The organism is Pseudomonas sp. KH_046_2 (assembly GCF_057838985.1).
Genome location: NZ_CM174480.1, coordinates 5,000,936 through 5,024,990, shown reverse-complemented (window position 1 = coordinate 5,024,990; position 24,055 = coordinate 5,000,936). Strand labels below are relative to the sequence as shown.

The window sequence follows — 24,055 nt, the reverse complement described above, 5'->3', positions numbered from 1 at the left end:
GAGTACATATCCATTTCTTCGGTAACGGCGGCTGGCGGTTTCGCCCTTACGGCGAGTCCCTTTTGGCAAACGCCCCAAAAGGAACCAAAAGGTCTCGCCCCTTACGTACGGCCCCTCGCTTAGGCTCGGGGTTCCTTCGCTCCGGCATTCATCCGGGGGCATCGCCCTCCGGTTGGCTTCGCTGGCACCTACATGCGATGTGTTCGACTGCGTCGAACGGCGCTGCGCGCCCATCCCCGGATGAACACCTCCACTCAGCCTGCCGAGGGGGCGGGTGGATCAAGATCAAGAGCTGCAGGCGAGCTAACGCTCGGCCTGATGAGTGGTGAGAAGCGACGCGGTGGTGTGGGCTGCTCTGCCTTTGCTCTTCTGTGGGAGCTTGCTCGCGATGGCGGCCTGACAGCCGACCTGGTTTTTGCAGATGTCCCCGATCCCTGTGGGAGCTGGCTCCGCGTTACGTTCTTGCGGGTTAGCGCGGTGTAGGAAAGCGCCAGAAGTTTCCCACGCAGTTTTCAGGTTGTCCGTCGGAAGCGGGCTGAATAACCTTTGGTGATCGCTGAAATGCTTCAGCGATCGGGCGTGAGAACCCGCAAGAGAGTGTTAATCCAGCGCCAGTACCACCATAATTGCCGCCAGCTTATCCGCTGCCAGCAATGCTTTATGGCGGCTGTGTGCGGGCAGACCTCGGTCTGGCCGGATTGCTCTCTTGCCGGTTTCTCACTCCGCACATAGCTGCCACCTCTTCGCTCGCGTGAGAAACGGCGAGAGATGGCTCCAATCGATAAGGAGCATATTTTGGATAAGTTAATCCCCGATCCCCCCTACAACACCACCAAACCCTACAGCCCTCGCACCATGTTCATGATCGTCCCCGACATGGACACTGAAAGCCTGCTTGCCCACGCTTGTGAATCACTGGCTTCAGCCAATGTCATGGCGAGTGATTTCGCCACCTGCCTGACTGGCCCCCAGCGCAACACGGCGCTGGCCATTTCGCAGATTGTCATGTTGGCGGAGCTGGCGGTGAATCGCGCGTTGGATAACGTCGATCCACAGTAGTTGGCAGGCTGATCGCGTTATCGTTCTTCGCGAGCAAGCCCGCTCCCACTGGCTCGGTGGTGACCTGTGGGAGCGGGCTTGCTCGCGAAGGCGGCGGAACGATCGCTACCGTCCCGTTGCTTACATCCTTCCATAAAAAAACCCGGCAAAAGCCGGGTTTTTTGACTGGCGTCGAGCTTAAGCGGTGAAGGTTTTGCCTTCGAACTGCTCAGCCACGAATTTCCAGTTGACCAGGTTCCAGAACGCTTCGACGTACTTCGGACGCAGGTTGCGGTAGTCGATGTAGTAAGCGTGTTCCCAGACGTCGCAGGTCAGCAGCGGGGTGTCGCCGTTGGTCAGCGGGTTGCCGGCGCCGATGGTGCTGGCCAGGGCCAGGGAACCGTCAGCCTTCTTCACCAGCCAGCCCCAACCGGAACCGAAGGTGCCGATGGAAGTCTTGCTGAACTCTTCCTTGAACTTGTCGAACGAACCGAAGGCCGCGTTGATGGCTTCAGCCAGTGCGCCGGTTGGTTGACCGCCAGCGTTTGGCGCCAGGCAGTTCCAGTAGAAAGTGTGGTTCCAGACCTGAGCGGCGTTGTTGAAGATACCGCCCGAGGAAGTCTTGACGATTTCTTCCAGGGTCTTGCCTTCGAACTCGGTGCCTGGCACCAGGTTGTTCAGGTTCACGACGTAGGTGTTGTGGTGCTTGTCGTGGTGGAACTCCAGGGTTTCCTTGGAGATGTGCGGCTGCAGGGCATCGTGTGCGTACGGCAGTGGCGGCAATTCGAAAGCCATGATGATTCTCCTAATCAGGTCAGTTGCGGTGAGCGCAAGGCCGATCACGGGCGGCCAGACAAGCGCCGGGGAGTTTGTACTCTTTGCGGCGCAGGGAGTCGGATCATAGCACCGGGGGGGCGGCATAACCACGCAACAACTGTGTGGAATAGAGGTTCCGCCAATCAGATGGCCGCGATCAGTTGCAGCGCTACGGCAAACATCATCACCGCCACCAACAGATCGAGAATTCGCCAGGTACTGGGGCGGGCGAGCCACGGTGCCAGCCATGCCGCACCGAGCGCCAGGGTGAAAAACCACAGCAGTGAGGCGCTGGCCGCACCTACGACATAGGCGCCGGGCTCGGTTTGTTGGGCGCCCAGGGAGCCGATCAGCAAAACGGTATCCAGATAGACGTGCGGGTTGAGCAAGGTCACCGCCAGCGCACTTAGCATGACCGCCCGCAGCGAGCGTACGGTCTGGCCTTCGCCCTGCTCAAGGCTCTGCTTCGAGAAGGCCCGGCGCAATGCCTGGCTGCCGTACCACAACAGGAACGCTGCGCCGCCCCAACGGGCGATGGCCAACAGCGTCGGGTTTTGTGCCAGTACCGTCGCCAGGCCAAATACCCCGGCCGCCACCAACAGGGCGTCGCAGGCCACGCACAGTGCCGCTACCGGCAGGTGATGTTCACGCCGCAGGCTTTGCGCCAGGACAAACGCATTCTGGGTGCCGATCGCCATGATCAGGCCGAAGGCCACGAGCAGCCCGTTCACATAACTTTGCCACATGATTTTTTACTCCGCGTTGGCTGCCAGATCCCGCAGCACTTGCAGGGCACGGTCGGCGTCGGCCTGGCCGACAAACAAATGGTCGTGGTAGTAGCCGGCAATCACGTTGCAGCTGATTCCTGCCTGGCCCAATGCCGTGGCGAACGCGGCGGTCAGGCCGACCGCTTCGAGGGCCGAATGCACGTTCAGGGTGATCCAGGCGGCGATGTAGTCGAAGCTGAATCCGGCTTTTTCGGCGTGGGAACGTTCGAGAATCACGGTCAGGCCTTCCTGCTCGCGGAAGCTGCCGACAATCTCCAGATCCGTAGGCAACTTACCGTCGCGCAGGGTGCAGAACACGTATTCGCCGGCGTTGAGTTGCGGGCTCATGCTGCGCAGTAGCGTTGCCAATGAAGTTTCGCCAGCCATGTAGGTGATCCTTGTTCAAGAGTTCTTGCTGGTCATTGTCCTTGTGAAGGCTGTATAAGAAAAACCAATCTTTCTGATCGCTCATTAGGAAAACTGATGTTCGACTATAAATTGCTTTCTGCCCTGGCCGCCGTAGTTGAACAGGCCGGTTTTGAACGGGCAGCCCAGGTGCTGGGCTTGTCGCAATCGGCAGTTTCCCAGCGCATCAAGCTATTGGAAGCGCGGGTCGGCCAACCGGTGCTGGTGCGGGCCTCACGGCCGACGCCGACGGAAATCGGTCGGCGGCTGCTCAACCACGTGCAGCAGGTGCGATTGCTTGAACGGGATCTGCAAAGCCTGGTGCCGGCGCTGGATGAAGAGGGCCTGCCGGAACGCCTGCGGATCGCCCTGAACGCCGACAGCCTGGCCACCTGGTGGGCGCAGGCCGTGGGGGCGTTTTGTGCCGAACAGCATCTGTTGATGGATCTGGTGGTCGAAGACCAGACCGTCGGCCTCAAGCGCATGCGCGCCGGTGAAGTGGCGGCCTGCGTCTGCGCCAGCGAGCGTCCGGTGGCAGGTGCGCGCAGCGTGTTGCTGGGGGCCATGCGTTACCGGGCATTGGCCAGCCCCGCCTTCATTGCCCGGCATTTTCCCCAGGGCGTACGCGCCGATCAGTTGGCCAAAACCCCGGCGCTGGTATTTGGCCCGGACGATTTCCTGCAGCACCGCTACCTTGCGTCCCTGGGCGTCGAGGGTGGATTCGAACACCATTTGTGCCCGTCTTCCGAAGGTTTCATTCGTCTGACGGAAGCCGGGCTGGGTTGGGGGCTGGTTCCGGAACTGCAGGTGCGCGAGCAACTGGAAAGGGGCGTATTGCAGGAGTTGCTGCCAGATAAGCCGATCGATGTGCCGCTGTACTGGCATCATTGGCGTAATGGCGGTCAGTTGCTGGGGCTGCTCACCGATCAATTGGTCAGCGCATCGAAGCAATGGCTGGTGCCCTTGGACTGACGCGCAGCGTCAAGACCTCACGTAATACGCAAAACGAAATATTCGGAGCAATTCATGAAGATTCTGGTTACCGGCGCAAGCGGCTTCATTGGCGGACGCTTTGCGCGTTTTGCCCTGGAGCAGGGCCTGGACGTGCGGGTCAACGGTCGCCGGGCCGAGAGTGTGGAGCATCTGGTACGCCGCGGAGCCGAGTTCATCCAGGGCGACTTGAGCGACCCGGAACTGGCGCGCGAGCTGTGTTCGGACGTCGAGGCCGTGGTGCATTGCGCCGGTGCTGTCGGTTTGTGGGGACGTTATCAGGACTTCCATCAGGGCAACGTCCAGGTTACCGAAAACGTGGTCGAAGCCTGTCTGAAGCAACGAGTTCGACGGCTGGTGCATTTGTCGTCGCCGTCGATCTACTTCGATGGTCGCGATCACCTGGGCCTGACCGAAGAACAGGTGCCCAAGCGCTTCAAACACCCTTTCGCCGCCACCAAGTACCTGGCCGAGCAAAAAGTCTTCGGTGCCCAGGAGTTCGGCCTCGAAACTCTGGCCCTGCGTCCGCGTTTCGTCACCGGGGCCGGCGACATGAGCATCTTTCCGCGCCTGTTGAACATGCAGCGCAAGGGGCGCCTGGCGATCATCGGTAATGGTCTGAACAAAGTTGATTTCACTAGCGTGCAAAACCTCAACGAGGCATTGCTCAGCAGTTTGCTGGCCAGCGGTTCTGCGCTGGGCAAGGCCTACAACATCAGCAACGGCACGCCGATCCCCCTGTGGGACGTGGTCAATTACGTCATGCGTAACATGGAAGTCCCACAGGTCACCCGCTACCGTTCCTACGGCCTGGCCTACAGCGTGGCGGCGTTGAACGAGGGCGTGTGCAAGTTGTGGCCGGGGCGTCCCGAACCGACGCTGTCGCGTCTGGGCATGCAGGTCATGAACAAAAATTTCACCCTGGACATCAGCCGCGCCCGGCATTATCTGGATTACGATCCCAAGGTCAGCCTCTGGACGGCGCTCGATGAATTCTGTGGCTGGTGGAAGGCCCAGGCTGTTCGCTGACGCTCGAACAACGACCCCTGACTGAACCGGATTCGGCCTTGGGGGTCAATGGTTGCGGCTGTGGGGTTTATACTGCGCGGCATAAAGCCATTATGTGATTCACTAAGGTTGATTCAATGTCCATGCGAAACGATGCCAACGACGACTTCGATAATGTACCGAGCTTGCGTGCAGACGTTCTCGATGACGACTTTGCGCCTACCGCCCGCACGGTCGTGCACTCGCGCACGGCGCCGGTGGTGAAGGTCAAGGCGGCGAGTACCGGTGCCTTGTGGGCGTTGGTCGGGGCGTTGTTCTTCGCCTTCGCGGGCCTGGCCTGGTGGAGCTTTCAGCAGATCTCCCTGATGGAACAGCAACTGGTGGCGACCCAGGAAAGCTTCGCGCGAATCAGTGAGGAAGCGGCAGGGCGCCTGCAGGATATTTCCGGCAAGGTTGTTGCCGGCCAGACCAGTGTCAACACCGACAGCGAGGCCTTGAAGCTGCAAATACGCCAGCTGGAAAGCAAGCTCCAGGACCAGAACGCCCAGCAGCAAGGGGTTGCCGGCCAGGCCTCGGACCTGGACAAGCGACTGGCACAAATGACCACGCAAACCACCGAATTGGACAAACGCCTGGCGCAATTGACTGCCCAGGACACCGAGCATCAGACGGCCAATACGCAGTTGCAGGCCCAGGTCAAAGCCTTGAGCACTGAATTGGCCGCCCTGAAAAGCGCCCCGTCGGACTCGGAAAAAATCGATGCACAGCTCAAAAGCCTGGGCGCCGATGTTGCCGCAATGAAGAAACAAGGCAATCCGAGCGTTGCCATCGAGCGTCTCGAGCAAGACATGATCGTGCTCAAGAGCGTGCAGGACAACCGTCCGGCGGTCACACAGGGCTCGGCCAACACGGCCGAGTTCGATGCCTTCCGCAGCCAGGTCACCCGCAACATCAATACCCTTCAGGCGCAGATCCAGAACCTTCAGCAGCAACTGCGCGCCCGGCAGTAATTGACCGCTACAGGAACATCAGAAGGATCCATACATCCCCCCATTGCCGTCTACGCTCTTGAAACACCATCAGGTACGAGGGATGCGCAATGGGGTTTCTGTACAGGTTCACCTTGCTGTGCGGCATGTTTTTGTTGTGCCTGGGCCAGGCGCAAGCCGCCGGGACGGAAAAAGACGACAGCAAGGCGGCCATTGCCCTGTTGGAAAAAGCCCTGGCCTACTACCACGAGAATGGCGACAAGGCCTTTGCGGCGTTCAGCCGTCAGGGTGAGTTTGTCGACAAGGACCGTTATGTCTTCGTGCTCGACACCAAAGGCGTGATGCTCGCCAGTGGCGGGCCGTCGTCGGCGCTGATTGGCCGGGACGTGTCGCAAGTGCTTGGTCCTGATCTGCAGAAAGCCTTCAAGGACGCCCTGAAGGTGCCGGAGGGCAATGGTATTCAGCAGGCGGAATATCGCTGGCAGAACTGGAACGACGGCAAGGTCGAGCGCAAGCACGTCTACTACCAGCGCGTTGGCCAGCGGATTCTGGCGGTCGGTTATTACCTGCCTCGGGCCTCTGCCGAACAGGCCATGGCCTTGCTGAACAAAGCGGCCACCGATCTGGCCAAGGACGAAAAGGGCACCCTGACGGCGATCAACTCCCTCAAGGGCGGCTACCTGCAGGATGACCTGTACGTATTTGTCGTCGACCTGGACACCCAGCGTTACGTGGCCCACGGCACCAACCTGCGGTTGATCAATACCGACTTCAGCAAGATCGCAGACCCGGAAGGCAAACCGGTGGGCGAGCCGATTCTGGCGTTGATGGCCCGGCAGGATGATGGCGAATACGAGTATCGCTGGAAAAACCCGGTGACCGGCAAGGTCGAGAACAAGCATGCCTACCTGAAGAAGGTCGGGCATTTTCTGGTGGCGGTCGGGTATTACAGCCCTTGAATCGTAGTGACTGTCAGACCGCCTTCGCGAGCAGGCTCGCTCCCACAGTTGACCGCGTACTCATGAACAACTCGGTCTAATGTGGGAGCGGGCTTGCTCGCGAATACAGGCGACTCGGTCTACCTATCGAACCTTGTCCTCGCGCCCGCGCAACAACATGTTCGGCATGGCAATCGCCGCCGCCAGCCCCAGCAGTGAAACGGCCGCGCTGAACGTCAGCAAATGCCGGAACGTCAGCAACAACTCGGCACGCAAGGCGTTCTGCGCATCACCCGGCGCGGCATTCAAACCGTCCAGCAGCACATTCCCCGAATGGCCTTCGGCAATCAGCGACGAGCCGGCCAGGTGCGCGAAACTCGAATCCTGCAACAACGCCAACAGCAGCGCCGACATCAATGCCACACCCATGGCACCACCCAGCGAACGGAACAGGTTGGTGGTGCTGGTGGCCACGCCGATGTCCCGCTGGTCCACCGAGTTCTGCGTGCCCACCAATGACGTCGGGAACTGCATACCGGAGGAAATCCCGCAGAGCAACATGAACAGGCTGCTCACGACAAAGTCCTGCGGTGGGCTGAACGCCATGCCAAGAATCGCAATGGGCATCAGCGCAGCACCGGTGAGAATCATCGGTTTGTAACGCCCGGTCACCGAGGTGCGGCGGCCGGCGAAATACGCGCCAATCGGCAAGCCCATGGCCAGGGGCAGCAGGTGCAGGGCGGCGCTGTCGGCACCGGCGCCGGTGACGCTCTGGAAGCGCAGCGGCATCAATACGATCAGCGAGATGGCCTGGAAGCTGGTGAAGAAAATCGTGCACCAGCACAGGATCGCATTGCGATTGGCGAACAGATGCATCGGCAACAACGGCTCCAGCGCCCGCCGTTCGTGGACGACGAACAGCCCCAGAACCAGCACCGCACTGGCTAGCAGCGCCAGCACTTCGGCGCTGCGCCACGAATGGCCCTGGCCGACCTGGGTGATGCCCAGCAACAACGCTGTCAGCCCGATGATCATCAGCACGGTGCCCAGGTAATCGATGATCGGTTTGCGCTGCGGAATCGGCAGCCCTACCAGTGTGCGATGGGCCACCAGCCAGGCACCCAGGCCCAGCGGCAGGTTGATCAGGAACACCCAGCGCCAGGACAGGTATTCGGTCATGTAGCCGCCGAGCACCGGGCCGGCCACGCTGGCTACGGCGTACATGCTGCTGAAATAGCCCTGGTAACGACCGCGCTCCCGTGGCGGCACGATGTCACCGATGATCGCCTGGCTCACCGAAATCATCCCGCCGGCCCCGATGCCCTGGAAGATCCGCGCCAGCACCAGTTGCTCCATGCTCTGGGCCATGCCACAGAACACTGATGCCAGGGTGAACAGGCCCATGCCGAACAGCATCAGCTTGCGCCGCCCGTACAGGTCGCCCAGTTTGCCGTAGATCGGCACCGCCACGGTCATGGCCACCATGTAGCCGGAAATCACCCAGGCCAGCAGGCTGACGTCCTTGAATTGTGCGGAAATGGCCGGCATCGAAACGGCGACGATGGTCTGGTCCAGCGCGCCGAGGAAGATCGCCAGCATCAGGGCGATCAGCACGCTGCGGATAGCGGGTTTGGGCGTTTCAGGCTGGCGGAGATTGGTCACGGGAAAACCTGCGGGCAGAGATTGTCCCGCAGGAGGCAAGGCGAGCGGGGATGCTCGCCAGTGTAAGTCGATAGCAGGCTATTCGATAGCCTCATAAGGAAGCCCGACGTAGTTTTCTGCAATGGTTTTTCGACCCGCTTCGGAGCCGACAAAATACTCCAGCTCCGATTCGGCAATGCGCTGGCTAAAGGCATCGTGATCGTCGAAACGGTGCAGCATCGAGGTCATCCACCAGGAAAACCGCTCGGCCTTCCACACCCGGCGCAGGCAGATTTCCGAGTATTTCTCCAGCAGATCAAGGCGATCGTCGCGGTAAACCTTGACCAGGATGTTGAACAACGTGCTGACGTCACTGGCCGCCAGGTTCAAGCCCTTGGCCCCGGTGGGCGGAACAATGTGCGCGGCGTCACCGACCAGGAACATCCGCCCGTACTGCATGGGTTCGACCACGAAGCTGCGCAGTGGCGCGATGCTTTTTTCGATGGACGGACCCGTTACCAGTTTGTCCGCCAACTGTTGTGGCAGTCGCGACTTGAGTTCGTCCCAGAAGCGTTGATCCGACCAGTTGTCGACATGATCGCTGGTGGGCACTTGCAGGTAATAACGGGTGCGTGTCGGCGAGCGCATGCTGCACAGGGCGAAACCGCGCTCATGACGGGCGTAGACCAGCTCTTCGTGGACTGGCGGAGTGTCGGCCAGGATCCCGAGCCAGCCGAACGGATAGATCCGTTCGAAGACTTTCAGGCTGTCGGCGGGAATCGATTGTCGCGCCACTCCATGGAAGCCGTCGCAACCGGCGATGTAGTCGCAATCGAGGCGATACCGTTCGCCGTCTTTCTCAAAAGTGACAAACGCTTCGTCGGTTTTCATGCCGTGGGGAACGACGTTGTCGGCTTGATAAATCGTCTGCGCGCCAGCCTCCCGACGAGCGGCCATCAGGTCGCGGGTGACTTCGGTCTGGCCGTAGATCATCACCGTCTTGCCGCCGGTCAACGCTTGCAGATCGATGTGTACCTGGCGTCCGTCGAGGGCCAGTTCGAAGCCGCCATGCACCAGTCCCTCGGCATCCATGCGCTGACTCACGCCAGCCTGACGCAACAGCTCTACCATGCCTTGTTCGAGCACGCCGGCGCGGATTCGGCCGAGCACGTAGTCCGGGGTTTGACGCTCGAGAACGATGTTGTCGATGCCGACGTTGTGCAGCAATTGGCCGAGCAGCAAGCCTGAAGGGCCAGCACCGATAATGGCAACTTGGGTTTTCAGCGTTTTCATTGTTCTTATGACTCGCAAGCTTCACGCGACCAGGGCCGGTGAATGATTTTTATGGATCGAGTGCTTGCATTTTTCCCTTGCGGGTCTGTCAATTGAAGGTGAAAACTGAGCCGATAGCTGTACATTCTGCCAATCGGTGCGATTATCGCCCGAGATCAACCCCGAGGCCTGGATTGAAGTGATGAACAAGCCTGACCTGCCTTCGATTCCGGTGTTCAAGCTCTACGGTGAAAGCCTGGATTGGCCGACCCCGGACTTGTTGCACTGTGAAACCATTTCCAAACGCAGTCGCGAACATCATTGGGAAATCAAACCCCACCGCCACGCTGACTTGTGCCAGTTGCTCTTCGTGTTCAAAGGTCAGGCCGAGCTTGAAATCGAAGGCAAGCGAACGCAACTGGTGGAGCCGGCCATCCAGATCCTGCCACCGCTTTCGGTGCACGGCTTTCGCTTTTCCGAGGACGTGGAAGGGTTTGTCGTGACCCTGGCCGCGCCGCTGATTGCCCACCTGCAGATGCAGTTGGGGCAATCGGTCAATGCCCTGGCCCAGTCCGAAAGCTACCCGGCAGGCAAGGACGCCGAGTACCTCAACAGCCTGTTCAGCGCCTTGCAGAACGAATACACCAGCCATCAACCGGCGCGGGAAATGCTCATGCATTCGCTGGTCAGCGTGATCGTGGTGTGGGTCAGCCGCCAGGTGATCCAGCGGCGCACCGCCATGGCGCGACCGCAGCGGGCCCGGGAATACCTCAACGGGTTTATTCAGCTGGTGGAAGAGACCTATCGCCAGCACGTCAAGGTCGAGGACCTGGCGCACCGGCTGGGGATATCCGTGTCCCACCTCAACGGCACCTGCCGTGAATTGGCGGGGCAACCGGCGTTGCAGATCATGCACGAACGGCAATTGCTGGAGGCCAAGCGTTTGCTGACCTACACCAGCATGACCATTTATGAAATGTCCGACGTGTTGGGTTTTTCCGATCCGACCAACTTCACGCGCCTGTTCCGGCGTCGTGTGGGGATTTCGCCCAAAGCGTTTCGTGACCGCTTGAAGGCCGATCAGGACAACGAAGCCTGACCCCTTCGTTACCGGAGGGTGTTGAAGGTAGCGTTGTGGGGGATGCAGCGCTCGAAGTTGCAGCTCGCGGTTTCACGGGGCAGGTTGCGCAGTTGCTCGACCCGCCAGGCCGCAGCGCCATACAGCCCGAGCGTGACCGCGCAGGTGACGAAAATCGCGAGGTATCTTCTTGTTCTGATGTTCATGGCGTTGACCTCTGAACCAATACCTTTCGGTATTACTTTGAGCATAGGTCAGTGCCACTGAGTTGCCAGCAAGGCGGGTTTGGCATTTGATGCGGTATTCAGAACGCTGATGAACCCATGTAGGAGCGAGCCTGCTCGCGATAGCAATCGTTCATTGACGAAGATGTTGACTGATCCAACGCTATCGCGAGCAGGCTCGCTCCTACAGTTTTAATCGGGTTACAGGCCCACATCCCATTCCGGTTCTTCCGGAAATCTAAGCACCAGAAAATCCAGCAAGCTGCGCAACGCCGCCGGCATGTGCTTGCGTGAGGCATACACCGCATACACGTTCATTTGCCGGGGTTCGGCCGTCGGCAGCAGGCGAATCAACTCGCCACTGTGAATGTGCACGCCGGCCTGGTACGTGGGCAGCATCGCCACCCCGGCGCCGGCGATCGTTGCGCGCAGCAGCGTGCTGGCCTCGTTGGCGCTGATGTTGCCCTGCACCGGTACAGAAACCTGCTCGCCGTCCTGCTCGAAATGCCAGAGGCTTTTGCCGAAGTAGGAGTGGGTCAGGCAATTGTGCAGGCTCAGGTCCTCGACCCGTTGCGGCGCCGGGTGCTCGCGCAAGTAGGCGGGGGACGCGCAGATCACCGAACGACAAACCGTCAGGCGGCGGGCGATCAGGTTCGGGTCCAGGTCGTTGCTGGTGCGGATCGCCAGGTCGATGCGCTCATCCACCAGGTTCACGGTGCGGTCGAGCATCTGCATGTCGATGCTGACGCCGGGGTAGCGTCGGACATATGCAGCCATGGCATCGGCCAGTTGCGCCTGGCCGAAGGAGGTGCTGACGCTGATCCGCAGCAGGCCGCGCGGTGCGTCATCCGGTTCGCTGACGGCGGCTTGCATGTCGGTGGACAAATCGAGCATCTGCCGACAGCGGGGCAGGATCTCGTTGCCGGCGGCGGTCAGGCTCAACTTGCGTGTGGTGCGATGCATCAGGCGCGCGCCGATCCAGTCTTCCAGTTCCGCCAGATACCGCGACACCACCGGCCGTGACAGCTCCAGATGATCGGCGGCGGCCGACTGGCTGCCGAGGTCGACCACCGTGACGAACACGCGCATTGCTTGAAGACGATCCATGATTTGCCCGCTTTCAGAAACAAACTATGTTCAAGCATCGCATTTTTTGTACTGAGTCAGGCAACTAAGCTCTGTTCCATCGCCAAGAACGGCATTCGGACAACGGAGCAACAGATGATCGGTTTCACCACCCTCAAGCGCGTATTACTGGCAAGCGCCGCCCTCGGTTTCGCCGCCCATGCAGCCGCCTCGTCCCTGACGCTGGATGTCTACAACCCCGGCGAAAAAGCCATCTTCCCGGTGACCTCGGTGCTGGTCAGTGGCGAGAAAGAAGCGATCCTGGTGGATGCGCAATTCGGCAAATCCCAGGCCGAACAGGTGGTGGAAAAAATCCGCGCCAGCGGCAAGCAACTGACCACCATCTACATCAGCCACGGTGACCCGGACTACTACTTCGGCCTCGATACCCTGACGGCCGCATTCCCCAAGGCCAAGGTCCTTGCCTCGCAGCCGACCGTCGACCACATCAAGCGAACCGTCGACAGCAAACTGGCGTTCTGGGGCCCGAAAATGGGCGCCGACGTGCCGGCAAAAACCATCGTGCCGGATGTGCTCAAGGGGGACAGCCTGATCCTTGAAGGGCAGAAGTTGCAGGTGGTTGGTCTTGAGGGTCCGCAGCCGGATCGCAGCTTTGTGTGGATTCCGTCGATCAAGGCGGTCGTCGGTGGTGTCGTGGTGGCGCAGAACATCCACGTGTGGATGGCTGACACGCAAACACCACAGTCCCATGCCGATTGGTTGTCTACGCTGCATTCCATTGAAACCCTGAAGCCGCAGACCGTGGTCCCGGGGCATTACCTGGGCGAGAGCGATCGCGCCCTGGACGCCGTGCAGTTCACCGCCGCTTACATCAAGGCCTTCGACGAGGAAACCGCCAAGGCCAAGGATTCTGCCGCGCTGATCGCGGCGATGAAAAAACGCTACCCGACCCTGGGTGATGAAAGCTCCCTCGAGCTGAGTGCCAAGGTCGCCAAGGGCGAGATGAAGTGGGGTGAATAAGTTGATGCGGTGATGCTTTTTTGTGGCGAGGGGGCTTGCCCCCGTTGGAGTGCGAAGCACTCCCCTGCATTTCATCAGTCACACCCTAATCACAGGTTTTACGACTGCTGCGCAGCCGAACGGGGGCAAGCCCCCTCGCCACAATAGGCTGCGTTGCTTTTCAAATTTGTCATCCACTGGAGAACGTCATGAGCAAAATCGCAATCATCGGTGCCACCGGTCGTGCCGGTAGCCAACTGCTGGAAGAAGCGCTGCGTCGTGGTCACAACGTTACCGCCATTGCCCGCGACACATCGAAAATCGACCCGCGTGAAGGTGTGGTCGGCAAGGCTGTCGATGCCCTTGATGCCGCTGCGTTGCAAGCTGCAATTACGGGCCATGACGTGGTTATCAGCGCGGCGCATTTCGCCACGCTGCCTGCTGGCGCAGTCGTTGGCCCGGTGAAAAAAGCCGGGGTCAAACGTCTGCTGGTGGTGGGCGGGGCGGGTTCGCTGCTATTGCCCGATGGCACTCGAGTGATCGATAGCGAAGGTTTCCCTGAGGCTTACAAGGCAGAGGCCAGTGCCGGTGCCGAATTCCTCGCAATCTTGCGTGAAGAGCGGGATCTGGACTGGACCTTCCTGTCGCCATCGGCCGAATTTGTCGAGGGCGAGCGCACGGGGACATTCCGCCTCGGTCAGGATGATTTGCTGGTGAGCAGCGCAGGGCGCAGCTGGATTACCTTTGCCGACTACGCGATTGCGATGCTCGACGAAGTGGAAGCGCCAAAGCATTCGCGGCAGCGGTTTACAGTCGGGTATTGAGCTCACTGATCACCTGTAGGAGTGAGCCTGCTCGCGATAGCAGCGGAGCAGTCAACATTGATTTTGAATGTGAAACCGTCATCGCGAGCAGGCTCACTCCTACAGGGTGGAGCATCAGAGTTACACGGTTTTACCGCGACTGAGCCTGCTCCACCAACCAGCCCATCAACTCACGCAACTTCGGCGAAGCCCCGGGTTTTTCGGGGAGCACCAGGTAATACGCCAGTCCTGTCGTCACCTTCAATTCGAATGGCATGACCAGCCGCCCGGCGTTCAGGTCATCGCCAATCAGCGACCAGTCGCCAATCGCCACCCCCGTTCCCTGGGACGCCATCGACATCGCCAGGTCCAGTGTTTCGAAATGCTGGCCCTTGCCGACATTGGTCAAATTCACATCAGCGGCTTTCAACCAGGCTTTCCAGTCCCGCTCGTCGCGGGTCGGGTGCAGCAACAGGTGCTGTTGTAGATCGGCCGGGGTCTGCAGGGGCATGGGGCCTTCGAGCATCGGTCTGGAACACACCGGCGTGAGTTGTTCGTCGAAGAGTTTTTGCGACATCAATGAATCGTCTGGCGGTGCGCCGTACATCACCGCTGCATCGAACTGTTCGCGATGAAAATCCACCCCGTGCTTGACCGTAGTGGTCAGTTCCACCGGCACGTCCGGGCGTTCCCTTTGCCATTGCAGCAGACGCGGCAGCAACCAGCGCATGACACAGGTCGGTGCCTTGAGCTGCAGGGTTTCGCGCTTCTCGCCGATCTGTTCAACGGCCTCGTCGATCAGGCCGAAAATCTGCTGGACCCGTGGCAGCCATTCCCGTCCCTCGGCTGTCAGGTCCAGGCCTCGAGCCAGGCGGATGAACAACTCATAACCCAGATGATCTTCCAGCCCGGCGATCTGCCGACTCACCGCGCCCTGGGTGATGTGCAGCTGTTCGGCGGCCCGGGTGAAATTGCAGCACTGCGCGGTAATCAGAAAAGTGTGCAGCGCCGGCAGGGGAGGCAGTCGTTTCATTGGGATCCAAGGTATGACGTGAGGACATGGCTAGTATGACTTTTTATCCATTGTTGCGGCTACCTGTCGCCCGTTCCAATGAGGCCATTCCCGGGCCTGCGAATCCATCATAAACACAGCGCACGCCCGGCGTCTCAAACGAACAAAAAGGGCAAAGACATGGCGACGTGCGGCGAAGTATTGGTCAAGTTACTCGAAAACTACGGGGTCGAGCAGGTGTTCGGCATTCCGGGGGTGCATACCGTGGAGCTGTATCGCGGGCTGGCCCGTTCGAGCATCAACCACGTCACGCCGCGTCACGAACAGGGCGCCGGCTTCATGGCCGACGGCTACGCCCGCACCAGCGGCAAACCGGGTGTGTGCTTCATCATCACCGGCCCTGGCATGACCAACATCACCACCGCCATGGGCCAGGCCTATGCCGATTCGATCCCGATGCTGGTGATCTCCAGCGTGCAATCGCGCAGCCAGTTGGGCGGCGGTCGCGGCAAGCTGCATGAGCTGCCGAACCAGGGCGCCCTGTGTGCCGGTGTCGCGGCGTTCTCCCACACCCTGATGTCGGCCTCGGAATTGCCGGGCGTGCTGGCTCGCGCCTTTGCACTGTTCCAGGCTGGCCGTCCGCGTCCGGTGCACATTGAAATTCCGCTGGATGTCCTGGTTGAAGATGCCGACGACTTGCTCGGCAGCCTGCCGGTCAATATCGACCGCGCCGGTGCTTCGCCGAGCGCCGTGTCGCGCATGACCGAATTGCTGGCCGACGCCAAGCGTCCGCTGATTCTCGCCGGTGGCGGCGCCATCGACGCGGCCGTCGAGCTGACTGAGCTGGCCGAGCTGCTGGACGCGCCGGTCGCCCTGACCATCAATGCCAAGGGCATGCTCGCCTCCGGCCACCCGCTGCTGATCGGCTCGACCCAGAGCCTGGTCGCCACCCGTGCACTGGTCGCCGAGGCCGACGTGGTCCTGGCCATCGGCACCGAACTGGCCGAGACCGACTACGACGTGACCTTCGCCGGTGGCTTCGAAATTCCTGGCAAGTTGCTGCGCGTCGATATCGACCCGGACCAGACCGTGCGCAACTACCCGCCGCACGTGGCGCTGGTGGCCGACTCGCGCAACGCCGCCCAGGCTTTGCTCAGTGCCCTGTCGCACAAATCCCTGGCCGAGCGCAGCAACGATTGGGGCCAGGTGCGTGCCGCCCGTTTGCGTAAAGACCTGGCCGCGACCTGGGACGCACCGACCCTGGCCCAGACCCGTTTCCTCGAAACCGTGCTGTATGAATTGCCGAACGCCGTATTCGTCGGCGATTCGACCCAACCGGTGTACACCGGCAACCTGACGTTCAACCCGGAGCGTCCGCGTCGCTGGTTCAACTCGTCCACTGGTTACGGCACCCTCGGCTACGCCTTGCCGGCGGCGATTGGCGCCTGGCTGGGTGGCCGCGTCAAAGGTGGCGCGCGTCCTCCGGTGGTGTGCCTGATCGGCGACGGTGGCCTGCAGTTCACCCTGCCGGAACTGGCCAGTGCCGTTGAAGCGCGCACCCCGGTCATCGTGCTGCTGTGGAATAACCAGGGCTACGAAGAGATCAAGAAATACATGGTCAACCGTGCCATCGAGCCGGTGGGCGTAGACATCTATACCCCGGACTTCATCGGTGTGGCCAAGGCATTGGGTTGCGCCGCCGAAGCGGTCAGCAATGTCGAGCAACTGCGCGGCGCATTGCGTGTGGCCAGCGATCGCCAGGGCCCGACCCTGATTGAAATCGACCAGACCCAGTGGATGCAGGCGGTGTCGAAATGACTTTCCCTACGACCCTGGACGGCCTGTACATCAACGGCCAATGGTCGGCCGGCAACGAACACCTGCGCGTGATCAACCCGGCGACCGAAGCCCTGTTGACCACCGTCAATGGCGGCGACGAGCGTGCGGTTGATCAAGCGGTGAGCGCGGCCACCCAGGCGTTCGCCGACTGGTCGAAAACCACGGGCGCCCAGCGCGGTGCGATTCTGCGCAAAATTGCCGCGGGCGTGCAGGCCAATCGTGAAAAGTTGATGCACTTGCAGTCGAGCAACAACGGCAAGCCGCAATTCGAAGCCGCGATCGACGTCGATGACGTGATCGCCACGTTCGAGTACTACGCCGGTCTGGCCGAAGGGCTGGACGCCAAACAAGACAGCGCGGTAGAACTGCCAACCGACGACTTTAGCGCGCGTTTGCGCCGCGAGCCGTGCGGTGTGGTCGGCCTGATCGTGCCGTGGAACTTCCCGATGGTCACCACCGCCTGGAAACTCGCCCCGGCCCTGGCCGCCGGTTGCTGCGTGGTGCTCAAGCCTTCGGAAGTGACGCCGCTGCCGGAGCTGGAACTGGCGGCGATCATTGCCGAGTCCGGTGTTCCCAAGGGCGTGTTCAACCTGGTGTGCGGCACCGGCCTGGCGGTTGGCGCGCCCCTGTCGGCAGACTCGCGCATCGCGAAAATTTCCTTCACCGGCAGCAACGCGGTCGGTGTGCAGGTCATGCAACAGGCGGCGGAAACCGTCAAGGGCGTGAGCCTGGAACTGGGCGGCAAATCCTCGCTGCTGGTGCTGGCCGATGCCGATCTCGACCTGGCGGTGGAAGTGGCCTGTGGCGGTGGTTTCTTCAACGCCGGGCAGATGTGCTCCGCCACCAGCCGCGTGTTGGTCGCCGATGAACTGGCCGATGAATTCCTGACTCGAGTGAAGGCCCGTGCCGAAGCCATTCGCGTGGCCGACCCGTTCGATCCGAACGTGGAAATGGGCGCACTGGTCAATCAGGCGCAATACCAGCGAGTGCTCGGTCATATCGATCGCGGCCTGAGCGCCGGCGCCAAGCTGATTTGCGGTGGCAATCGTCCCGCCGACCTGCCGCGCGGATATTTTTTGCAGCCGACGGTGTTCGCCGACGTGCCCCTCGACAGTGCGCTGTGGAATGAAGAGATTTTCGGCCCGGTGATCTGCGTGCGCAGTTTCGCCTCTGAAGCCGAAGCGATTGCCTTGGCCAACGACAGCCAGTTTGGCCTGGTCGCCAGTGTGGTGACACGCAACGCCGAAACCGCTGACCGCGTCGCCAACGCTTTGCAGGCGGGGCTTGTGTGGATCAACGCGCCGCAGGTGATCTTCCCGCAGACCGCCTGGGGCGGCTACAAGCAGAGCAGCATCGGCCGCGAACTGGGGCCGTGGGGCTTGCAGGCTTTCCAGGAAATCAAACACGTGATCCGGGCCGTCTGACGCCAATCACTGTAGGAGCGAGCCTGCTCGCGATGGACGTCAACGATGACGTGGGGCGCCTGAATGTACGCGGCGCCCTTGCACCTTTCGCGAGCAAGCTCGCTCCTACATGAGGCATGCGCTGGCGTCATGGCTTCAATGAGTTTTTATCGATAGTCAGGTGTTTTACACGACCTCAGGATGAACTCGCTGGCTCAGCCAAGCCCCCGAAAATAGAGGGGCCAACGCTGGTCCGGTCGCGCGGATGCAACAGTTTCGACCTGCCTTATACCTACAAAAACAAAGGGAGTCCGTAATGGGCGAGCATGATCTGAACAGACGTCAATTCATCAAGACCGTGGGCGTAGCCTCGGTTGCAGCGGCAGCCATGAGCATGCCGTTCATCAAGGCCAATGCCAGCGACACACGTTTTGCCGGCAAGACCCTGCGTTTGCTGACCTGGTCCGATGACACCGGCCTGGCCGCACTGCGCAACATCGCCGCGACGTTCGAAGACAAGTACGGCTGCAAGGTCATCGCTGACCGCACCGGCAGTACCTCGGAAATGGTCGCCAAACTCAAGGCCGGCGGCGATCGTCCGCAGTACGACATCATCACCCTGGCAGGCGTCGGTGCCGAAGGTCTGGCCGCCGCCAACCTGCTGGAAAAACCCGACCTCAACCGCATTCCCAACCTCGTCGATGTACCGGAGAAATACCGCACCGGCGCCAATGGCCACGGTATCGGTTACCTGCTGTGGTGCAACAGCCTGGTCTACAGCACCCGCACCCAGAAAGAAGCCCCGACCAGCTACGCCTCCCTGTGGGATGCCGACGCGGCGCCGAACATCTTCCTGCCGCCGCCGAACTGGACCGAGGCCATGGACCTGATCATCATCGCCGCCAAACTGGCCGGTGGTGACGAACACAACATCGAGCCTGGCTTCAAGAAACTCGCCGAGCTGAAAGATCGTGTGGTGACCCTGGGCGAAAACCCGAACCAGATCGCCGAACTGTTCCGCACCGGCTCACTGGACATGGGCGGCCTGTACGCACCAGCCTTCTTCCCGAAACAGATCCGCGATCCGGCCTACGGTCTGGGCGCCACGTTCGGCATGAAGGAAGGTTTCTACACCGACCTGATGCTGTCGGTGATGCCGAAGAACCGTCCGGGCGATACCGACATGGCCTACGCCTTCATCAACCACTCCCTGGACCCGCTGGTGCAGGGCAAGATGGCTGAAGACATCTACAACGGCCCGGTCAACGCCAAGGCGATCATCTCCGCCGAAGCACGCAAGAGCCCGTACATCCTCACGCCGGAGCAGATTGCCGAGAAGGCGATCATGCACGACAACGCCTTCCTGGCGACTGTGCATGACCAATGGATTCGTCGTTACACGGAAATCTTTTCTTCCTGATCGAGTGACGTACACAGGATCTTCAAACACTGAAGATCCCTGTAGGAGTGAGCCTGCTCGCGATAGCGGAGTGTCAGCCACCATCAATGGCGGCTGATGAGCAGTCATCGCGAGCAGGCTCACTCCTACAAGGGGCCGATGTGTCTGGAAGTCTTGTGTCTGTCAGCTGCTTTCCATTGACGAGACCCTTTGCTATGGAACACCAACCTCTGACTCATCCGGTGAGTGCCGCCCCCGTGCGCGCTGCTCGGGGTGTTTCGCCAACGACGCGCGCCTGGCTTTTCCTCTCGCCGTCGATGCTGTTTCTTGGCGTACTGATTGCCGCGAGCCTGCTGGTACTGCGCATGAGCGTGGGCACCAAGGGCGCGGAATGGTCCGGGTTCAGCCTGGCCAGTTACGTCCAGTTGCTGGAACCCTATTACCTCAAGTCGCTGATGCTGACCCTGCGCCTGGCGCTGATCAGCGCGGTGATCGCAGTGATCCTGGCGATCCCGGTGGCCTACACCATGTCGCGCCTGACCTCGCCGTTCGTGCGCCGGATCTTCCTTGCGGCGGTGTTGCTGCCATTGCTGGTCAACCTGCTGCTGCAAAGCTATGGCTGGCTGGTGATCCTCGGCCCTGGCGGCATGCTCAACCAGGCACTGATGGGCCTGGGCCTGATCAAGCGCCCGATCATGCTGCTCTACAACCAGAACGGCGTGTTGATGGGCCTGGTGCAAACCGCCTTCCCGCTGGCCGTGTTGCCGATTGCCAGCGCTATGCGAGGTGTCGCCCGCAGCTATGAAGAAGCGGCCGCCACCCTGGGCGCCAGTCGCTTCCAGGTGTTCCGCCAGGTGGTATTGCCGATGAGTCTGCCGGGAATCATTACCGGTGCGACCCTGGTGTTCGCCTACAACGCCAGCAGTTTCGTGGTGCCCTTGCTGCTCGGTGGTCGGCGTGTGCCGATGCTGGCGGTGATGGTGCATGACCAGATCGCCCCGCTGATGAACTGGCCCGCCGCATCCGCCGCCGGTGTGGTGCTGATCGTCACCACCCTCGCGATCATGACCCTGTCCGAATACATCACTGGCCGTCGTCGCCGAATGCTGGAGGCTTCGCAATGAGTACCCTGATCAAGAAGCGCCAGTCGCTGTTGCCGGGTGATACCGGCAAGTTTGCCGGCATCCTCTCGGGCTTCATCCTGCTGCTGGCGGTACTGCCGATCCTGACCATGATCGTGATGTCGTTCAGCGGCGCGTCGAACCTCGACTTCCCGCCGAGCAGCTACAGCCTGCAATGGTACAAGGCTGCCTGGCACACCTTCGTGTCGCCGGACGCCAGCGACGTCCTGAGCCTCGGCCAGGCCATGAGCACCAGCCTGCTGGTGGCGTGCCTGACCATGATTTTCGCCACGATCATCGCGGTGCCGGCGGCCTACGCGCTGACCCGTTGCGAGTTCCGCGGCAAGGCCGTGGCGCTGCAACTGATGTCGTTGCCACTGGTGTTCCCGATGGTGGTGTTGGGCCTGGCACTGCTGCTGGTGTTCGACAGCCTGCCGTTCCACATGACCACCTCGCGCCTGGTGATAGCCCACGTGATCCTCGCATTGCCGTTCGTGGTGAAGAACTGCACGGCGGCGATGCTCTCCATCGGCAGCGAAGTCGAAGAGGCCGCGCAAATGCTCGGTGCTTCACCGCTGCGGGCGATTGTCGATGTGGTGGTGCCGTTGATGAAGTCGGGGATCCTGGCGGGCATGCTGCTGGCGTTCATCGTCTCGTTCAACGAATTCACCGTGACCTATTTCCTCTACACCATCGACGTCATGACCGTGCCGATCTGGATGTACAGCCGCACCGTGTCTTCGCTCGACCCAACCGTATTTTCGTTTGCCGTGCTGATCGTGCTGATCGACTTCGTCCTGATCTGGGCGCTGGAGAAGCTGGTTGGTGAAGGTGGCGTTTCGTTCTGATTTCTTGAGGTGATTCACATGTCTGGTCTGATTCTGGAAAACGTCGAGAAACATTACGGCTCGGCCTGCGCGGTAACGGATGTGAACCTGCATTTGCCCGAGGGCAAACTGGTGTGTTTCCTCGGCCCTTCGGGCTGCGGCAAAACCACCTTGCTGCGCATGATCGCCGGCCTTGAAACCCTGACCGGCGGCGAGATCCGCCTGGACGGCGAGGACATCGGCAACACCCCGGCGCACCTGCGCAACTTCGGCATGGTGTTCCAGTCCCTGGCGCTGTTCCCGCACATGACGGTCGGGGAGAACATCGCCTATCCGCTGAAACTGCGCGGGGTCAGCAAGGCTGATCAGCAGGCGCGGGTGGTGGAACTGCTGGAACTGATCCAGTTGCAAGCGATGATCAATCGTCCGGTGGCCAAGCTGTCCGGCGGCCAACGCCAGCGCGTGGCGATTGCCCGGGCGATTGCCTCGCACCCGAAAATCCTCCTGCTCGACGAACCGCTGTCGGCGCTGGACGCCAAGCTGCGCGAGTCGATGCAGGTGGAAATCCGCCAGCTGCAACAACGCCTGAACATCACCACCATCATGGTGACCCACGACCAGCGCGAAGCCATGACCATGGCCGATATCGTGGTCGTATTGGGTGAGCACAAGGTGCAGCAGGTGGGCACGCCGATCGAGATCTACCGCCACCCGGCCAATGAGTTCGTCGCGGACTTCATCGGCTCTGGCAACATCTTCCCGGCCACGGTGCTGGGTAACGGCAAGGTCAGCTTGCCAGGCGGCGATGCGTTGCAAGTGCCGATCTGCAGCAGCATTGTGGCCGGGGAAAAGGTGAAGATGCTGATTCGCCCGGAAGACCTGCAACTGTCGGCTCCGCAGGCGACCGCAGGCAACCGATTGCTGGGCAAGGTGACGTTCGTGCGCGATATCGGCGCGACCATCGAGACCACGGTGGAGTGTTCCGGGGTGTCGTTTACCGCGCTGAGCACGCCTTGCCAGGGCTTTGGCCTGAGCGTAGGGCATCCGGTGTCGGTGACCTTGCCGGTGGAGGCTTGCCGGGTACTTGGGGCCTGATCCAAATTTGATGTTGGCCTTGCCGGCCCCATCGCGAGCAGGCTCGCTCCTACATGGATGATGTGTACACCGGCCCATTGTAGGAGCGAGCCTGCTCGCGATGAGGCCGGTACAACCAACACAAATTCTGGATCAGACTGACAACCGCAACCGCGCCAGATCCCGCAACGGCGGCGCCCCGAACAGCCGGCTGTACTCCCGGCTGAACTGCGACGGGCTTTCATAACCGACCCGATACCCCGCCGCCGAAGCCTCCAGCCCTTCGGCCAGCATCAGCCGCCGTGCTTCCTGCAGGCGCAACTGCTTCTGATACTGCAACGGACTCATCGCCGTCATCGCCTTGAAGCGGTGATGCAGCGTCGACACGCTCAGGTTCACTTCCTTGGCCAGATCATCGATGCGCAACGGCTGTTCAAAATTGCCGTTGAGCCATTTGATCGCCTGGCTGATGCGGTGGCTCTGACTGTTGGCGATGGCGATTTCGTACAGCCGATGCCCCTGTTTGCTGCGCAACAGGCGATAGAGGATCTCCCGGCGAATCAGTGGCGCGAGCATGGCGATGTCTTTTGGCGTATCCAGCAACCGTGCCAGGCGCAGCACGGCGTCGAGCATCGCGGTGTCGAGTTTTTCGACATACAGCCCGCGCCCGGTCGGCCGGGTGGGCACGCCGAGGGGGCCGGCGTCGGCGATCAGTGCGGTGATCTCAGTCGGGTCGATGTCCAGGCGCAAGGCCAGGATCGGTTCCTCAGGCGAGACATCCACCACCCGTCCACTGAGCGGCATCGAGACCGAGACCACCAGGTAGTTCAACGGGTCGTAGTTGAAGTACTCGTTGGCCAACTGAACTTCCTTGCGCCCCTGGGCCATGATGCACAGCGCCGGTTGCGCGAGCACCGGGGCGAACTCGTGGGACTGGCTGTGGCGGGACATGAACAGCGAGCCGATGGCCGTGGCATAACTGCCATCTTCTGCGGTGTTGCGGCGAATGATGGCCGCCAGTTCCGCACGCTGTTTTTCCATGTCGGTGTCCAGCGGGGCTTGAAAGTGATCGAGCGACGACATGCGAGGCATCCTCGGCAAGGCATGGAGGGAGTGCTGCAGAGCATAAGTTTGTGCAAGCGGCAGCGGTAGACACATCCTGCCGGATGCTTGCCTGATTCTGCCTGACGTCGACCGGCGGTGTAGCCACTAGAGCCTTGTGCCGCAAGAACTTGCTTGAAACTCGTATGGCAGAACCGTGACAGGGTTTTACACCTTGTTACAGGCTGCCGACGCAGTTTCGCAGGATTGTGCAACGCACCGGCA

At 61.0% G+C, this 24,055-nt stretch carries 23 protein-coding genes; 14 read left to right on the top strand and 9 right to left on the bottom strand.

The genetic code is table 11. The features are described 5' to 3' along the window. Positions 1 to 795 precede the first annotated feature (795 nt). A complete protein-coding gene (locus AC3IX1_RS22780; protein WP_489385912.1) occupies positions 796 to 1,059 on the top strand; it encodes a DUF6124 family protein in 264 nt (87 codons plus the stop codon). A 177-nt stretch (positions 1,060 to 1,236) separates the two neighbouring features. Here the strand turns inward: AC3IX1_RS22780 and AC3IX1_RS22775 are convergent, their stop codons facing one another. The 3 genes from AC3IX1_RS22775 to AC3IX1_RS22765 form a co-directional block, all read right to left on the bottom strand. Continuing rightward, the gene (locus AC3IX1_RS22775) at positions 1,237 to 1,833 is read right to left on the bottom strand and encodes a superoxide dismutase (RefSeq protein ID WP_008022038.1); all 597 of its coding nucleotides are present in this window, start codon (positions 1,831 to 1,833) and stop codon (positions 1,237 to 1,239) included. A gap of 164 nt (positions 1,834 to 1,997) precedes the next feature. Then, positions 1,998 to 2,600, bottom strand: a complete 603-nt coding sequence (locus AC3IX1_RS22770) for a LysE/ArgO family amino acid transporter (RefSeq protein ID WP_056726116.1) — start codon at positions 2,598 to 2,600, stop codon at positions 1,998 to 2,000. A 6-nt stretch (positions 2,601 to 2,606) separates the two neighbouring features. After that, positions 2,607 to 3,008, bottom strand: a complete 402-nt coding sequence (locus AC3IX1_RS22765) for an ACT domain-containing protein (RefSeq protein WP_223459629.1) — start codon at positions 3,006 to 3,008, stop codon at positions 2,607 to 2,609. A gap of 96 nt (positions 3,009 to 3,104) precedes the next feature. On the opposite strand from AC3IX1_RS22765, the gene AC3IX1_RS22760 reads away from it, so the two are divergent. The 4 genes from AC3IX1_RS22760 (at position 3,105) to AC3IX1_RS22745 (ending at position 6,972) form a co-directional block, all read left to right on the top strand. After that, positions 3,105 to 3,998, top strand: coding sequence for a LysR family transcriptional regulator ArgP (locus tag AC3IX1_RS22760; protein ID WP_489385911.1), 894 nt, complete (start codon positions 3,105 to 3,107; stop codon positions 3,996 to 3,998). 54 nt (positions 3,999 to 4,052) lie between these two features. Continuing rightward, positions 4,053 to 5,045 (top strand): NAD-dependent epimerase/dehydratase family protein, encoded by a 993-nt coding sequence (locus AC3IX1_RS22755; protein WP_154863421.1) that lies wholly within the window; start codon positions 4,053 to 4,055, stop codon positions 5,043 to 5,045. 116 nt (positions 5,046 to 5,161) lie between these two features. Continuing rightward, positions 5,162 to 6,034 (top strand): ATPase, encoded by an 873-nt coding sequence (locus AC3IX1_RS22750; RefSeq protein ID WP_489385910.1) that lies wholly within the window; start codon positions 5,162 to 5,164, stop codon positions 6,032 to 6,034. 89 nt (positions 6,035 to 6,123) lie between these two features. Beyond that, entirely contained in the window at positions 6,124 to 6,972 is an 849-nt protein-coding gene (locus AC3IX1_RS22745; RefSeq protein WP_489385909.1) for a cache domain-containing protein, read from the top strand. Between the two features lie 123 nt (positions 6,973 to 7,095). Here AC3IX1_RS22745 and AC3IX1_RS22740 read toward each other — a convergent pair whose 3' ends face one another. Together AC3IX1_RS22740 and pobA are read right to left on the bottom strand one after the other, a co-directional pair. Continuing rightward, the gene (locus tag AC3IX1_RS22740) at positions 7,096 to 8,613 is read right to left on the bottom strand and encodes an MDR family MFS transporter (protein ID WP_489385908.1); all 1,518 of its coding nucleotides are present in this window, start codon (positions 8,611 to 8,613) and stop codon (positions 7,096 to 7,098) included. A gap of 78 nt (positions 8,614 to 8,691) precedes the next feature. After that, entirely contained in the window at positions 8,692 to 9,885 is a 1,194-nt protein-coding gene (pobA, locus tag AC3IX1_RS22735) for a 4-hydroxybenzoate 3-monooxygenase (protein ID WP_489385907.1), read from the bottom strand. 181 nt (positions 9,886 to 10,066) lie between these two features. On the opposite strand from pobA, the gene AC3IX1_RS22730 reads away from it, so the two are divergent. Then, entirely contained in the window at positions 10,067 to 10,963 is an 897-nt protein-coding gene (locus tag AC3IX1_RS22730; protein WP_090457497.1) for a helix-turn-helix domain-containing protein, read from the top strand. 8 nt (positions 10,964 to 10,971) lie between these two features. Here AC3IX1_RS22730 and AC3IX1_RS22725 read toward each other — a convergent pair whose 3' ends face one another. After that, a complete protein-coding gene (locus AC3IX1_RS22725) occupies positions 10,972 to 11,148 on the bottom strand; it encodes a hypothetical protein (RefSeq protein ID WP_489385906.1) in 177 nt (58 codons plus the stop codon). Positions 11,149 to 11,367: 219 nt separating this feature from the next. Further along, the gene (locus AC3IX1_RS22720) at positions 11,368 to 12,273 is read right to left on the bottom strand and encodes a LysR family transcriptional regulator (RefSeq protein ID WP_489385905.1); all 906 of its coding nucleotides are present in this window, start codon (positions 12,271 to 12,273) and stop codon (positions 11,368 to 11,370) included. A 114-nt stretch (positions 12,274 to 12,387) separates the two neighbouring features. Between AC3IX1_RS22720 and AC3IX1_RS22715 the strand changes: the two genes are divergently transcribed. Continuing rightward, a complete protein-coding gene (locus AC3IX1_RS22715) occupies positions 12,388 to 13,272 on the top strand; it encodes an MBL fold metallo-hydrolase (protein ID WP_489385904.1) in 885 nt (294 codons plus the stop codon). Between the two features lie 188 nt (positions 13,273 to 13,460). Further along, positions 13,461 to 14,075 carry an NAD(P)-dependent oxidoreductase gene (locus AC3IX1_RS22710; RefSeq protein ID WP_489385903.1) on the top strand — a complete coding sequence of 205 codons (615 nt, stop codon included), beginning with the start codon at positions 13,461 to 13,463 and terminating at the stop codon, positions 14,073 to 14,075. A 130-nt stretch (positions 14,076 to 14,205) separates the two neighbouring features. Here AC3IX1_RS22710 and AC3IX1_RS22705 read toward each other — a convergent pair whose 3' ends face one another. Next, complete coding sequence (locus tag AC3IX1_RS22705) at positions 14,206 to 15,087, bottom strand: LysR substrate-binding domain-containing protein (RefSeq protein WP_489385902.1); 882 nt, start codon at positions 15,085 to 15,087, stop codon at positions 14,206 to 14,208. A 159-nt stretch (positions 15,088 to 15,246) separates the two neighbouring features. On the opposite strand from AC3IX1_RS22705, the gene AC3IX1_RS22700 reads away from it, so the two are divergent. The 6 genes from AC3IX1_RS22700 (at position 15,247) to AC3IX1_RS22675 (ending at position 22,750) form a co-directional block, all read left to right on the top strand. After that, positions 15,247 to 16,884, top strand: coding sequence for a 5-guanidino-2-oxopentanoate decarboxylase (locus AC3IX1_RS22700; RefSeq protein WP_489385901.1), 1,638 nt, complete (start codon positions 15,247 to 15,249; stop codon positions 16,882 to 16,884). Further along, positions 16,881 to 18,329, top strand: a complete 1,449-nt coding sequence (locus AC3IX1_RS22695; protein WP_489385900.1) for an aldehyde dehydrogenase family protein — start codon at positions 16,881 to 16,883, stop codon at positions 18,327 to 18,329. Before AC3IX1_RS22700 ends, AC3IX1_RS22695 begins: the two co-directional genes overlap by 4 nt. A 295-nt stretch (positions 18,330 to 18,624) precedes the next feature. Beyond that, entirely contained in the window at positions 18,625 to 19,728 is a 1,104-nt protein-coding gene (locus AC3IX1_RS22690; protein WP_095942819.1) for an extracellular solute-binding protein, read from the top strand. Between the two features lie 194 nt (positions 19,729 to 19,922). Further along, a complete protein-coding gene (locus tag AC3IX1_RS22685; protein ID WP_489385899.1) occupies positions 19,923 to 20,831 on the top strand; it encodes an ABC transporter permease in 909 nt (302 codons plus the stop codon). Continuing rightward, positions 20,828 to 21,676 (top strand): ABC transporter permease, encoded by an 849-nt coding sequence (locus AC3IX1_RS22680; RefSeq protein ID WP_489385898.1) that lies wholly within the window; start codon positions 20,828 to 20,830, stop codon positions 21,674 to 21,676. Before AC3IX1_RS22685 ends, AC3IX1_RS22680 begins: the two co-directional genes overlap by 4 nt. Positions 21,677 to 21,694: 18 nt before the next feature. After that, the gene (locus tag AC3IX1_RS22675; protein ID WP_150757246.1) at positions 21,695 to 22,750 is read left to right on the top strand and encodes an ABC transporter ATP-binding protein; all 1,056 of its coding nucleotides are present in this window, start codon (positions 21,695 to 21,697) and stop codon (positions 22,748 to 22,750) included. 132 nt (positions 22,751 to 22,882) lie between these two features. On the opposite strand, the gene AC3IX1_RS22670 is transcribed toward AC3IX1_RS22675, so the two are convergent. Further along, positions 22,883 to 23,812 (bottom strand): AraC family transcriptional regulator, encoded by a 930-nt coding sequence (locus AC3IX1_RS22670; protein WP_150728061.1) that lies wholly within the window; start codon positions 23,810 to 23,812, stop codon positions 22,883 to 22,885. Positions 23,813 to 24,055 lie beyond the last annotated feature (243 nt).

Bases quoted from the DNA above. Each gene is read 5' to 3' on its own strand.
- AC3IX1_RS22770 (WP_056726116.1), bottom strand. From the start codon at position 2,600: ATGTGGCAAAGTTATGTGAACGGGCTGCTCGTGGCCTTCGGCCTGATC.
- AC3IX1_RS22760 (WP_489385911.1), top strand. From the start codon at position 3,105: ATGTTCGACTATAAATTGCTTTCTGCCCTGGCCGCCGTAGTTGAACAG.
- AC3IX1_RS22745 (WP_489385909.1), top strand. From the start codon at position 6,124: ATGGGGTTTCTGTACAGGTTCACCTTGCTGTGCGGCATGTTTTTGTTG.
- AC3IX1_RS22680 (WP_489385898.1), top strand. From the start codon at position 20,828: ATGAGTACCCTGATCAAGAAGCGCCAGTCGCTGTTGCCGGGTGATACC.
- AC3IX1_RS22775 (WP_008022038.1), bottom strand. From the start codon at position 1,833: ATGGCTTTCGAATTGCCGCCACTGCCGTACGCACACGATGCCCTGCAG.
- AC3IX1_RS22725 (WP_489385906.1), bottom strand. From the start codon at position 11,148: ATGAACATCAGAACAAGAAGATACCTCGCGATTTTCGTCACCTGCGCG.
- AC3IX1_RS22750 (WP_489385910.1), top strand. From the start codon at position 5,162: ATGTCCATGCGAAACGATGCCAACGACGACTTCGATAATGTACCGAGC.
- pobA (WP_489385907.1), bottom strand. From the start codon at position 9,885: ATGAAAACGCTGAAAACCCAAGTTGCCATTATCGGTGCTGGCCCTTCA.
- AC3IX1_RS22670 (WP_150728061.1), bottom strand. From the start codon at position 23,812: ATGTCGTCGCTCGATCACTTTCAAGCCCCGCTGGACACCGACATGGAA.
- AC3IX1_RS22675 (WP_150757246.1), top strand. From the start codon at position 21,695: ATGTCTGGTCTGATTCTGGAAAACGTCGAGAAACATTACGGCTCGGCC.
- AC3IX1_RS22700 (WP_489385901.1), top strand. From the start codon at position 15,247: ATGGCGACGTGCGGCGAAGTATTGGTCAAGTTACTCGAAAACTACGGG.
- AC3IX1_RS22715 (WP_489385904.1), top strand. From the start codon at position 12,388: ATGATCGGTTTCACCACCCTCAAGCGCGTATTACTGGCAAGCGCCGCC.
- AC3IX1_RS22690 (WP_095942819.1), top strand. From the start codon at position 18,625: ATGGGCGAGCATGATCTGAACAGACGTCAATTCATCAAGACCGTGGGC.
- AC3IX1_RS22685 (WP_489385899.1), top strand. From the start codon at position 19,923: ATGGAACACCAACCTCTGACTCATCCGGTGAGTGCCGCCCCCGTGCGC.
- AC3IX1_RS22755 (WP_154863421.1), top strand. From the start codon at position 4,053: ATGAAGATTCTGGTTACCGGCGCAAGCGGCTTCATTGGCGGACGCTTT.
- AC3IX1_RS22695 (WP_489385900.1), top strand. From the start codon at position 16,881: ATGACTTTCCCTACGACCCTGGACGGCCTGTACATCAACGGCCAATGG.
- AC3IX1_RS22765 (WP_223459629.1), bottom strand. From the start codon at position 3,008: ATGGCTGGCGAAACTTCATTGGCAACGCTACTGCGCAGCATGAGCCCG.
- AC3IX1_RS22720 (WP_489385905.1), bottom strand. From the start codon at position 12,273: ATGGATCGTCTTCAAGCAATGCGCGTGTTCGTCACGGTGGTCGACCTC.
- AC3IX1_RS22710 (WP_489385903.1), top strand. From the start codon at position 13,461: ATGAGCAAAATCGCAATCATCGGTGCCACCGGTCGTGCCGGTAGCCAA.
- AC3IX1_RS22705 (WP_489385902.1), bottom strand. From the start codon at position 15,087: ATGAAACGACTGCCTCCCCTGCCGGCGCTGCACACTTTTCTGATTACC.
- AC3IX1_RS22730 (WP_090457497.1), top strand. From the start codon at position 10,067: ATGAACAAGCCTGACCTGCCTTCGATTCCGGTGTTCAAGCTCTACGGT.